The organism is Klebsiella sp. JN_Kp126 (genome assembly GCF_033843325.1).
Taxonomy (GTDB): domain Bacteria; phylum Pseudomonadota; class Gammaproteobacteria; order Enterobacterales; family Enterobacteriaceae; genus Klebsiella; species Klebsiella michiganensis.
In genome coordinates this window covers 1-11,111 of record NZ_JAWXQV010000008.1, presented here as the reverse complement: position 1 = coordinate 11,111, position 11,111 = coordinate 1, and the positions used below count along the sequence as shown (strand labels likewise).

Here is an 11,111-nt window from a genome sequence, read left to right as displayed (position 1 = left end):
AGCCGGAGAAAGTATCGGCAACTAAAAATGGTTGCAGGCGTTCACAGTATCTACGGGTTCATCGCCGTCTGCGAGCGGTAGCGCGGACAGATGCGCAGCATCGCCTCCGGGAAACCATATCTAGTGCGGACTATGGCGATCTCCCCGGGGGCGGCGCAAAGCGCCTTGCCCGGGCTACGGGTCCATCGCCGTCTGCGAGCGGTAGCCCGGACAGATGCGCAGCATCGCCTCCGGGAAACCATATCTAGTGCGGACTATGGCGATCTCCCCGGGGGCGGCGCAAAGCGCCTTGCCCGGGCTACGGGTCCATCGCCGTGTGCGAGCGGTAGCCCGGACAGATGCGCAGCATCGCCTCCGGGAAATCATATCCAATGCGGCCTGTGGCGATCTCCCCGGGGGCGGCGCAAGCGCCTTGCCCGGGCTACGGGCCAGCAGACTGCTGTATACCTGTAGCCCGGCTAAGCGCAGCGCGAGCCGGGGGAGGCCGCCATCCGGGGCGAGTTAAATGGTGACCATCCCGCGGACGCCTTCGGCTTCCATATCGCCGCCGTTGCCCTGCTGGATAATCGCGCCGCGCGACATCACCAGATAGCGATCCGCCAGACCGGCGGCAAAATCATAAAACTGCTCGACCAGCAGAATCGCCATATCCCCGCGGTTCGCCAGCTGGCGAATCACCTCGCCAATCTCCTTAATCACCGACGGCTGAATGCCCTCCGTCGGTTCATCAAGAATCAACAGCTGCGGACGGCTGGCCAGCGCGCGGCCAATGGCCAGCTGCTGCTGTTGCCCGCCGGAAAGATCGCCCCCGCGCCGCTGCTTCATGGTTTTCAGTACCGGAAACAGCTGATAAATCTCTTCCGGTACCGCGCGCGCGTCGCGGGCGGGAAAGCGGGACAGCCCCATCAGCAGATTCTCCTCAACCGTCAGGCGCGGAAAAATCTCCCGCCCCTGGGGCACGTAGGCGATCCCCGACTGCACCCGCTGGTGCGGTTTACGGTGGGTGATATTCTTCTCCTGCCACAGCACCTCGCCGCTGCGCGCCGGGATCAGCCCCATCAGGCACTTCAGCAAGGTGGTTTTTCCCACCCCGTTGCGCCCGAGCAGGCAGGTGATCTCGCCCTGGCGAGCGGCAAAATCCACTCCACGCAGGATATGGCTGCCGCCATAATATTGATGTAGTTGATTAACCTGTAACATCCGCGCTCCTTAGCGTCCGAGATAAACTTCAATCACCTGTTCGTTGGCCTGCACCTCGCGCAGCGACCCCTCCGCCAGCACCTGTCCTTGATGCAGCACCGTCACCCTGTCGGCGATGGTCTCGACAAAGCCCATATCATGCTCGACCACCATCAGCGAATGCTGCCCGGCAAGGGTGCGGAACAGCTCGGCGGTATATTCTGTCTCCGCATCGGTCATCCCGGCGGCGGGTTCGTCCAGCAGCAGCAGATGCGGCTCCTGCACCAGCAGCATGCCGATTTCCAGAAACTGCTTTTGCCCGTGCGACAGCAGCCCCGCCGGCCGATAGCGTTCGCCCTCCAGCCGCAGCAGGCGCAGGGTTTCGCTGATTCGGTCGGCCTGCTCGCTGTTCAGGCGCGCCCGCAGGCTGGCCCACACCGATTTATCACCTTTCATTGCCAGTTCGAGATTCTCTGCCACCGTCAGCGCCTCAAAGACCGTCGGTTTCTGAAACTTGCGCCCGATGCCCTGGCGGGCGATGGCGATGGGATCGAGGGTTGTTAAGTCCACCGACTGATCGTAAAGCGCCCTGCCGCTCTGCGGCCGGGTTTTGCCGGTGATGACGTCCATCAGGGTAGTTTTACCGGCGCCGTTCGGCCCAATCACGCAGCGTAGCTCGCCCACGCCAATCTGCAGCGACAGGTTGGTCAACGCCTGAAAACCGTCAAAGTTGACGTTAATCTCTTCCAGCTGCAGTACCGGATCGGTCTGCTCGCGAAAACGGTCCGTCGGCAGCTGGCGGGTAAATAGCTCTTCATCCAATGGCATCAGCGATCTCCTTTACGCAGCAGGCCGATAACGCCACGCGGTAAAAACAGCGTCACGATAATAAAAATCAGCCCCAGAAAGAGCTGCCAGTACTCCGGCATCGCCACGGTAAAGTAGCTTTTCGCGCCGTTGACCAGCCCCGCGCCGAGCACCGGGCCGATTAAGGTTCCGCGACCGCCGAGCGCCACCCAGATGGCCGCTTCGATAGAGTTGGTCGGCGACATTTCGCTGGGGTTGATGATCCCGACCTGCGGCACGTACAGCGCCCCCGCCAGGCCGCACAGTACGGCTGAAAGGGTCCATACCAGCAGCTTAAAGCCGCGCGGGTCGTAGCCGCAGAACATCAGGCGGTTTTCAGCATCGCGCACCGCCGTCAGCACGCGGCCAAACTTGCTTTGCGCCAGCAAATAGCCAATCCACAGGGTGAGCAACAGCAGCAGTACCGTGGCCATAAACAGCGCCGCCCGCGTGCTGATGGCGGTGACGGAGAAACCGAGCAGCGTGGTAAAGCCGGTAAAACCGTTGTTACCGCCAAAGCCGGTTTCGTTACGGAAAAACAGCAGCATCCCGGCGTAGGTGAGCGCCTGGGTCATAATCGAAAAATAGACGCCTTTGATTTTCGAGCGGAAGGCAAACCAGCCGAAAACCAGCGCCAGCAGGCCGGGCACCAGCACCACCAGCAGCATAGCCCAGGCGAAATGCTGGGTGCCCCACCAGAACCACGGCAGCTCGCTCCACGACAAAAACGACATAAAGGCCGGCAATCCGTCGCCCGCCGCCTGGCGCATCAGGTACATGCCCATGGCGTAGCCGCCGAGGGCAAAAAAGATCCCATGGCCAAGCGAGAGCATCCCGGCATAGCCCCAGACCAAATCCAGCGCCACGGCGACAATGGCGTAGCAGAGGATCTTGCCGGTCAGCGTCAGCAGCCAGGTGGAGACCGCCAGCGGATGCGTGGCGGGCAGCAGCGCCAGAAACGGCATACTCAGCAGGCCCAGCAGTAGCAGCACGCCGAACCAGCGCAGCGGGAGCGGCGCTTTGCGCGCCAGCGTTAAGGTAATAGGTTGGCTCATCAGTCAATAACCCTCCCTTTGAGGGCGAACAGTCCCTGGGGACGTTTCTGGATAAACAGGATAATCAAGACCAGAATCAGGATCTTACCCAGCACGGCTCCCATCTGCGGTTCAAGGATTTTGTTAAAGATGCCAAGACCAAACGCCGCCGCCACGCTGCCCGCCAGCTGACCAACGCCGCCGAGCACCACCACGAGGAAGGAGTCGATAATGTAGCCCTGGCCCAGCTCCGGCCCGACGTTACCGAGCTGCGACAGCGCGACGCCGCCCAGCCCCGCGATCCCCGAACCGAGGCCAAACGCCAGCATATCGACCCGTCCGGTCGGCACGCCGCAGCAGGCCGCCATCGCGCGGTTTTGCGTCACCGCCCGCACGTTCATCCCTAGCCGGGTCTTGTTCAGCGTCAGCCAGGTAAAGAGCAGCACCAGCAGCACGAAAACCAGTACCGCCAGACGGTTCCACGGCAGGATGAGATTCGGCAGAACCTGCACGCCGCCGGAGAGCCATGCCGGATTGGCGACCTCAACGTTCTGCGCGCCAAACAGCATCCGTACCAGCTGGATCAGCATCAGGCTGATCCCCCATGTGGCGAGCAGCGTCTCAAGCGGGCGCCCGTACAGATGACGGATCACGGTGCGTTCCAGCGCCATACCGATACCGCCGGTGATCAGGAACGCCACCGGCAGCGCAATCAGCGGATAGAAGGCCAGCCACTGCGGCGCCAGCTGCGCCAGCGCCTGCTGAACCAGCCAGCAGCTGTAGGCGCCAATCATCAGCATCTCGCCGTGGGCCATATTGATCACCCCGAGCAGACCGTAGGTGATGGCCAGACCGAGCGCGGCGAGCAGCAGGACAGAACCGAGGGAGAGGCCCATAAAAGCCTGGCCGAGAAGATCGCCCAGCAGCAGGCGGTGCTGGATTTTACTCAGGCTCTCCTGTGCCGCCGCGCGAATCGCCGGGTCCGGCTCATGCCGGGCATCGGTATACGGCGTCAGCAGCGCCTGGGTTTCCGGGTCACCGGAGTGGCCGAGCAGCGCGATGGCCGCCAGCCGCAGTGCGGGCTGAGGACTGACAAGCTGTAAACGGGCCAGCGCAATTTCCAGCTGCGACTTCACCGCGCCGTCGGTTTCCGCCGTCAGACGCTGCTGTAACAGCCCCGCCATCTCAGGCGTCGCTTCGCGCTGCAGGGTTTTCGCCGCCGCGGCCCTTTCCGTGACGTTGTCACTAACCAGGAGATGCGTCGCCAGCGCGCCTGCCGCCAGGTTACGCAGGCGGTTGGTCAGACGCACCGGTTTTGTTGGGCCGACGGGCGCCGGAACCGCGCCCAGCGCCAGCAGGCTGTCGCCCTGTTTGCTGAACGCATGACCGCCGCTATCGGATTGCAATGTTTCACTTTTCAGCGCCCGCAGCAGCGGTAAACGCGGCGCTTCGGGCGCGGCGGCCCACTGTTCCAGCAGCTGAGCCTGCTGGCTGCGATTGGCCGCCACAAAATCGTCGGCGTCCGCTGCCTGCGCCCGCCACGGTATCAAGACCATCAGCAGCGCGAAGTAACACATGAGGCGTAATGCGTTCATGGTCGTTCTCCTTTTCGGGGAAATCCGGGCTTCGGGCCCGGAAGACTGAATCATTCACCCCGGCGCAGCGCCAGGGTCTAACGCTTAGTTGCTGACGGTTTTAACCGGGTGATCCGGCTTTTTATCATTCCCGGCAATCCACGGGCTCCACGGCTGGGCGCGTACCGGCTCTTCGGTCTGCCAGACCACGTTAAACTGGCCGTTGCTTTCGATTTCGCCAATCATTACCGGCTTGTGCAGGTGATGGTTGGTGGCATCCATGGTCAGGGTAAAGCCTGACGGCGCCTTGAAGGTTTGGCCGGCCATGGCATCACGCACCTTGTCGACATCGGTCGATCCTGCTTTCGTCACCGCCTGCGCCCACATGTGCAGGCCAACCCAGGTCGCTTCCATCGGGTCATTGGTTACCACGGTATCGGCGTTTGGCAGCTTGTGGGCTTTGGCGTAAGCGCGATAGTCGGCAACAAACTGTTTGTTGGTTGGGTTATCGACGGACTCGAAGTAGTTCCACGCCGCGAGGTTGCCCACCAGCGGTTTAGTATCAATCCCGCGCAGCTCCTCCTCGCCCACGGAAAAGGCTACCACCGGCACGTCCGTCGCTTTCAGCCCCTGATTAGCCAGCTCTTTATAGAACGGAACGTTGGAATCACCGTTGATGGTAGAGACCACCGCGGTTTTACCGCCGGCGGAGAACTTCTTGATATTGGCGACGATAGTCTGATAGTCGCTATAGCCGAACGGGGTATAGACCTCTTCGATGTCTTTATCCTGAATGCCTTTGGCGTGCAGGAAAGCGCGGAGAATTTTGTTGGTGGTACGCGGGTAGACGTAGTCGGTACCGAGCAGGAAGAAGCGTTTCGCACCGCCGCCGTCTTCGCTCAGCAGGTATTCCACCGCCGGAATCGCCTGCTGGTTTGGCGCCGCGCCGGTGTAGAAGACGTTCGGCGACATCTCTTCGCCTTCATACTGTACCGGGTAGAAGAGCAGACCGTTCAGCTCTTCAAATACCGGCAGAACCGATTTGCGTGATACGGAGGTCCAGCAGCCGAACACCGCCGCCACCTTATCCTGCGTTAGCAGTTGACGCGCTTTTTCGGCGAACAGCGGCCAGTTTGATGCCGGATCCACCACGACCGGTTCCAGTTTTTTACCCAGCACGCCGCCTTTAGCGTTGATGTCATCGATAGCCATCAGGGCGACATCTTTCAGCGGGGTTTCAGAAATCGCCATCGTCCCGGAAAGCGAGTGCATAATGCCGACTTTAATGGTGTCGGCGGCATAAACCTGTAAGGAGAAGCCCATGCTAATAACAGAGGCGGAGAGAGCAAAAGCTTTTAATAGTGTTCGACGCTGCATGTGTGTCACTCCTGAATAGCGCAAAAACAAAAAAATGAATTAACGACTCACCGGAAGTGATAAGGCAAAAACGATGCCAGGTTGTGAAAGCGTCTGAAAGCGCGGCAGAATACGGGGAAAATAAAGGCGGGTGCACAGCGTTGCCTTAAAATAGTGCAACGCTGCGCTATGGAGAGATTACCAGACCTGCGCGGCGATGCCGGTGACCAGGCGGACTTTATCCCACTGCTGGGCTTCGGTCAGAGAGTTACCCTCTTCGGTGGAAGCAAAACCGCACTGCGGGCTGAGGCAAATTTGCGCCAGCGGGACGTACTGCGCCGCCTCCTGCAGTCGAGCCTTCACCCCTTCCGGGTTTTCCAGCTTCCCGTTTTTAGTGGTGATCAGGCCCAGTACCACCTGCTGATGGCCGGGGCGAACGTAGCGCAGCGGCGCGAAGTCGCCGGAACGGTCATTATCATATTCGAGGAAGAACGCGTCGATGTTAACGCCGCCGAACAGCACTTCCGCAACCGGCTCGTAGCCGCCCTCGGAGATCCAGGTCGAGCGGAAGTTACCGCGACACACGTGCAGGCCAACGGTCAGATCCTCCGGCTTCCCTTCCAGGGCCTTATTCAGAACGCGGGCATAAATGCGCGCCAGCTCATCCGGGTCTTCGCCGCGCTCGCGCACCTGCTGTCGCTGCTCATCGGAGCAGAGGTAGGCCCAGACGGTGTCATCAAGCTGTAAATAGCGGCAGCCCGCATCGTAGAAGGCGCGAATGGCATCGCGCCAGGTGGTTGCCAGGTCATCGAAATAGTCGGCGAGATCCGGATACACCGTCGCGTCGATATCTTTCCGGCCGCCGCGGAAGTGCAGCACGCTCGGGCTGGGAATGGTCATCTTCGGCTGAGCGCTGCCGCTGATGCTCTTCAGATAGCGAAAATCTTCCAGCATCGGGTGATCGCCAAAGGCCAGTTTACCGGTGACGCGAACGCCGTGCGCTTTGGTCTGTACCCCGTTGAACTGAATGCCCTTTTCTGAATCGTAGCGCTCAACGCCCTGTAGTCCGTCAAAGAAATCAAAGTGCCACCACGCGCGGCGGAACTCACCGTCGGTGACCACATGCAGCCCGCACTCGCACTGCTGCTGCACCAGAACGCGAATCGCCTCATTTTCTATCTGCCGCAGCTGCTGCGCGTCGATGGTGCCGGCGGCCAGCTGCTGACGGGCCTGTTTGATGGCGTCCGGACGTAAAAAGCTGCCGACAATATCTGCGCGGAACGGGGCCTGATGACGTTGCATGGTGTCTCCTTAGCGGCGGGCAAAGTTAATTACCCACCGTGATAGTTCATTATTTGAATTTATAGACTTCTGGATGGCTATATGTCCAGATACTGGCATGCAGAGGTTTCATCGGCAAACGACAATATTTCATGGCACATGAAATAAATTCACTTTGCGAAAGGCAACCCTTCATCTTCCCAGCCGGTCAGGCCGCCGAGCATCATTTTTACCGGGCGCCCCAGCAGAGCCAGCTTCATGGCGGCGACGTCCGCCCCGTTGCAGTGCGGCCCGGCGCAGTAGACCACAAACAGCGTGTCATCAGGCCACTGCGCCATTCTGGTTTCATCAATTTGTCGGTGCGGTAAATGCAGGGCGCCCGGGAGATGACGACGGGCAAAGGTTTCCTCACTGCCGACGACGTGCAGCAGAACAAAATCCACTTCTCCTTCGCGCATCGCGCTGTAGACATCGGCGCAGTCGGTCTCGAGGCTTAGCTTATGACGAAACCAGGCGGCGGCGTCGGTAGAACTGGCGGGGGCAATAGCGGTTACAACACTCATGGCATCTTCTCCTTGTCTGTGATACCACTACTTTAATTAACCGCCTGCGCGACATCTGCCGAGAACCATGACTGAAAACGCTGAAATCCTGACAATCTCATCCGTGACGTTGTCACGCCACCGGGTTGTTGCCCTCGCCTACGATGGCCTGTGTACCTTTGAATTTGGCGTCGCCGTAGAGATCTTCGGCCTGCCGCGCCCGGAAATGGGCGAACGATGGTATCGCTTTGCCGTGGCCGCCGTCGACGACGGTGAGCTGCGGGCAACCGGCGGAATTCGGCTCATGACCGACGGCGGTATGGCGCTGTTAGGCGAAGCGGACACCATCGTGGTGCCCGGCTGGCGCGGTATTGACTCCCCCGTGCCGCCAGCGCTGTGCGAGGCGCTGGTCGCCGCCCATGCGCGAGGCTGCCGGATAATTTCTATTTGCTCCGGGGTTTTCGTTCTGGCCGCGGCCGGGCTGCTGAACGGCCGCCAGGCGACCACCCACTGGCGCTATACCGACCAGCTGCGGGCGCGGTTTCCGCGCATTGAGGTGATCGATGACGTGCTGTACGTCGGCGCCGAAGGCGTCATGACCTCCGCAGGCAGCGCCGCGGGTATCGATTTATGTTTGCACCTGGTGCGCGAGGACTTCGGCGTCGAAGCGGCGAATCTTGTCGCCCGACGGTTAGTGGTCTCCCCCCATCGCGACGGCGGGCAGGCGCAGCAGATTGTTCGCCCGGTGGCCAAAGCACGGGAGAGCCAGAGGCTGGGGCAATTATTTGATTTCCTGCACCAGAATCTCGCCGCTGGCCACACCGTGGCCTCGCTGGCGGAAAGAGCCGGCATGGGGCAGCGCACGTTTTTACGCCGTTTCGAAGACGCCACCGGCAAAACCCCCGCCCGCTGGCTGCTTGACGAGCGCCTTCAGCGCGCCACGCAGCACTTGACCCACAGCCGGCTGAGCGTTGAGCAGATTGCCGAGCTTTGCGGTTTCTCAAATGCCAGCACCCTGCGCCATCACTTCCGCCAGCAGTTTGCCCTTAGCCCGTTGCAGTACAGGAAAAGCGCGCTGGCGGGTAAAAAGGGAGAGTGATTCACATGGATAATAGTCACGCCGGGCAATTTGTTAATCGTTTGTTTAGATTAGTCGGGTTAAGATGTATCCAACAACCGTAAACCCGTTCAATGAGGACAACATAGCGCATAGCAAAACTAATGGAGGTAATCATGCTGGGAAATATGCATGTTATTATGGCATCCTAAAAAATAGATTTACAAAATCAACAAATTACCAACTTTTCAATGATATAGAACTTTCGTCAAATGGACAAATACGGACAAATGCAGACATTTTACCGCCCCAAATCGTGCCCCAAAAGTTGTTTTGCCCCAAAATCTGCCCCAATTTTCCCCATCAAACCGGCGAATCATCACGCATCAGATCGATGATTGTATGCGTCACTACGCCGCAAACGTCCACGTCATCAAGCGCCTCTCCCTCGATCGCCCCACCTTCAGCCGTGATAAGCGCCTTTCCCATCAGTTTCGCGAACTCAGCGCGACCGTCATATCGAACAAGCACCGTATCTCCCTGCTGCGGCCTCCGGGACACATCAATGACTGCGTAGCCGTCACTGGTTTCAACTACAAGCGTATTTGCGCCAAGGTTGCACAGACTGGTAATGCTGATCCTGCGCTCAATATAGTCAGTTGCTGGAGACGGAAAGCCCATATCACAACCCTCCGTTCGGGTTGAACAGCTGGAATGTACGGTCATCACCCTCTTGCGTTGAAACATCCCGGAATGTCGTCACGTAATGCTCTATCCACTGATTGGCCTGCCGTGGCGACCAGTGCCAGTTATACCGCTCCAGCTCCGCCATGAATCGGCGCGTAGTGATGGTGCGCCTTCCGTTAGGCTCGATGACTATCGCCGCCCGGCAGGCTGTTTCGATTTCGTAAAGACGCGGCATGATCTGAACCTCTCAATAACACTGTTTTTATATACAGTAGATTCATTGAGAGATCTGATCAATACAGGTTCCAGCTATCGATCAGGCGCACCGACGCAACATAATGATTATTCAGAAGCAGGCAGGTACTTGTAGATAGTTTTCACGTCTACCCCTATTACATCGGCTACCGACCCAATGTTTTAACTGCTCAGACCAGAAATATCTGGAAGCTTTAGGCATATTCTTGGAAGATAGACGAGCGCAAAGACGCACACAGCAATGATGTTATGTAGTATTTCCCCCTTGAGTGTGCCTGCTCAAGGGGATTTTTTACCGCCGTATTGTACCGGCAAATATTTGAAAATAGTCTTCACCCCCACACCGATCGCATCGGCCACACGCTACTGGACAGGCGGTTAGTCCGGTATGTTTCTCGCGCTACGACTACTTACTTTAACGTCTGGTAATGATCTAGCGGCGAGACGTAAAGCGGCGTTGAAAGCAATTATAGTGACCGGCCGGCGTTGGTACTTCACACGGTTAGAATGACTCTGAAATAAAAAAACATCTTCTGGATAGCGTTCTCTTCTACGAGCAATCATCGCCTCCACTGGAGGGGTTGATTTAACACGTAGCTCCTTCAGGTGACCCTGTTTTCGTATCAGTATCAAGTCACCATCAATATCATCATATCGAATATTCAGCAGCCTTCCAGCGCTTAAACCCGTGTGAAAAATTAACGCCCACAAGTCAGCCCATGTATCTGAGATGGAAACAAGATTGCTGTTAATAGTTAAAAATTGCTCAAAACTTATTGTTTTCTTACCGTTCACGAACAAACCAAACTGTTTTCAAAGCTGAATGAATTGATTAAGCCAAACGTAACATATCAGGAAAAGTAGTGAAATCTTTGTCTTCAAGTCGCCGGGAGGTACTTGTAGATTGTTTTCACGTCCACGCCTGTCACATCAGCCACCTGCTGCCGGGTAGCGCCGTTCTCCAGCATTCTGCGGCACCGCTCCACCACTTCTTCAGTCATTACCCGGCGACGGCCACCGACTCTCCCCTGCTCCCTCGCTGCGGCTAAACCGGCTCGAATACGCTCGACGATCAGCTCTCGCTCCATTTCCGCCAGCGCGCTCATGACGTGAAAGAAAAAGCGGCCTGCTGGCGTACTGGTATCAATGCTATCGGTCAGGCTGCGAAAATGAATCCCTCTCTCCTGCAGTTCAGATACCAACGTAATGAGGTCGCGTACGTTGCGGCCGAGGCGCCCCAGCTTGTAGACCTCGCGCCAACCAGTTAAAGCAACTGGTGTTCTCTAGCTTCATCATGTAT

General features: G+C 58.3%; 11 protein-coding genes and 1 pseudogene. 1 reads left to right on the top strand and 11 read right to left on the bottom strand.

Annotation, left to right across the window (positions count from 1 at the left end; genetic code table 11):
* Positions 1–501 precede the first annotated feature (501 nt).
* From urtE to SIK97_RS00490, 7 genes are all read right to left on the bottom strand, one after another.
* Positions 502–1,200 carry an urea ABC transporter ATP-binding subunit UrtE gene (gene urtE, locus SIK97_RS00520; RefSeq protein WP_014229495.1) on the bottom strand — a complete coding sequence of 233 codons (699 nt, stop codon included), beginning with the start codon at positions 1,198–1,200 and terminating at the stop codon, positions 502–504.
* A gap of 9 nt (positions 1,201–1,209) precedes the next feature.
* Entirely contained in the window at positions 1,210–2,007 is a 798-nt protein-coding gene (gene urtD / locus SIK97_RS00515) for an urea ABC transporter ATP-binding protein UrtD (protein ID WP_025105756.1), read from the bottom strand.
* The gene (urtC, locus tag SIK97_RS00510; protein WP_057174172.1) at positions 2,007–3,080 is read right to left on the bottom strand and encodes an urea ABC transporter permease subunit UrtC; all 1,074 of its coding nucleotides are present in this window, start codon (positions 3,078–3,080) and stop codon (positions 2,007–2,009) included. The genes urtD and urtC overlap by 1 nt, the downstream gene beginning before the upstream one ends.
* Positions 3,080–4,654, bottom strand: a complete 1,575-nt coding sequence (gene urtB / locus SIK97_RS00505) for an urea ABC transporter permease subunit UrtB (RefSeq protein ID WP_057174171.1) — start codon at positions 4,652–4,654, stop codon at positions 3,080–3,082. Before urtB ends, urtC begins: the two co-directional genes overlap by 1 nt.
* An 84-nt stretch (positions 4,655–4,738) precedes the next feature.
* Positions 4,739–6,010 (bottom strand): urea ABC transporter substrate-binding protein, encoded by a 1,272-nt coding sequence (gene urtA, locus SIK97_RS00500; protein ID WP_014229499.1) that lies wholly within the window; start codon positions 6,008–6,010, stop codon positions 4,739–4,741.
* Between the two features lie 177 nt (positions 6,011–6,187).
* Positions 6,188–7,291, bottom strand: coding sequence for a cobalamin-independent methionine synthase II family protein (locus SIK97_RS00495; RefSeq protein WP_057174170.1), 1,104 nt, complete (start codon positions 7,289–7,291; stop codon positions 6,188–6,190).
* Between the two features lie 149 nt (positions 7,292–7,440).
* Entirely contained in the window at positions 7,441–7,833 is a 393-nt protein-coding gene (locus tag SIK97_RS00490; RefSeq protein WP_004851202.1) for a rhodanese-like domain-containing protein, read from the bottom strand.
* A gap of 67 nt (positions 7,834–7,900) precedes the next feature.
* Here SIK97_RS00490 and ftrA point away from each other — a divergent pair, with 67 nt between their 5' ends.
* Entirely contained in the window at positions 7,901–8,911 is a 1,011-nt protein-coding gene (ftrA, locus tag SIK97_RS00485; RefSeq protein ID WP_057174169.1) for a transcriptional regulator FtrA, read from the top strand.
* 321 nt (positions 8,912–9,232) lie between these two features.
* On the opposite strand, the gene SIK97_RS00480 is transcribed toward ftrA, so the two are convergent.
* The 4 genes and pseudogenes from SIK97_RS00480 to SIK97_RS00465 form a co-directional block, all read right to left on the bottom strand.
* A complete protein-coding gene (locus SIK97_RS00480; protein ID WP_319610905.1) occupies positions 9,233–9,400 on the bottom strand; it encodes a hypothetical protein in 168 nt (55 codons plus the stop codon).
* 151 nt (positions 9,401–9,551) lie between these two features.
* Positions 9,552–9,791 (bottom strand): hypothetical protein, encoded by a 240-nt coding sequence (locus tag SIK97_RS00475; RefSeq protein ID WP_049100150.1) that lies wholly within the window; start codon positions 9,789–9,791, stop codon positions 9,552–9,554.
* 398 nt (positions 9,792–10,189) lie between these two features.
* A complete protein-coding gene (locus tag SIK97_RS00470) occupies positions 10,190–10,612 on the bottom strand; it encodes a hypothetical protein (RefSeq protein WP_071957398.1) in 423 nt (140 codons plus the stop codon).
* Positions 10,613–10,689: 77 nt separating this feature from the next.
* Positions 10,690–11,061, bottom strand: a pseudogene (locus tag SIK97_RS00465) (recombinase family protein); the annotation flags it as partial.
* Positions 11,062–11,111 lie beyond the last annotated feature (50 nt).

Excerpts from the sequence above, each read along its gene's own strand:
- urtE (WP_014229495.1), bottom strand. The coding sequence starts at position 1,200 with ATGTTACAGGTTAATCAACTACATCAATATTATGGCGGCAGCCATATC.
- urtD (WP_025105756.1), bottom strand. The coding sequence starts at position 2,007 with ATGCCATTGGATGAAGAGCTATTTACCCGCCAGCTGCCGACGGACCGT.
- urtC (WP_057174172.1), bottom strand. The coding sequence starts at position 3,080 with ATGAGCCAACCTATTACCTTAACGCTGGCGCGCAAAGCGCCGCTCCCG.
- urtB (WP_057174171.1), bottom strand. The coding sequence starts at position 4,654 with ATGAACGCATTACGCCTCATGTGTTACTTCGCGCTGCTGATGGTCTTG.
- urtA (WP_014229499.1), bottom strand. The coding sequence starts at position 6,010 with ATGCAGCGTCGAACACTATTAAAAGCTTTTGCTCTCTCCGCCTCTGTT.
- SIK97_RS00495 (WP_057174170.1), bottom strand. The coding sequence starts at position 7,291 with ATGCAACGTCATCAGGCCCCGTTCCGCGCAGATATTGTCGGCAGCTTT.
- SIK97_RS00490 (WP_004851202.1), bottom strand. The coding sequence starts at position 7,833 with ATGAGTGTTGTAACCGCTATTGCCCCCGCCAGTTCTACCGACGCCGCC.
- ftrA (WP_057174169.1), top strand. The coding sequence starts at position 7,901 with ATGACTGAAAACGCTGAAATCCTGACAATCTCATCCGTGACGTTGTCA.
- SIK97_RS00475 (WP_049100150.1), bottom strand. The coding sequence starts at position 9,791 with ATGCCGCGTCTTTACGAAATCGAAACAGCCTGCCGGGCGGCGATAGTC.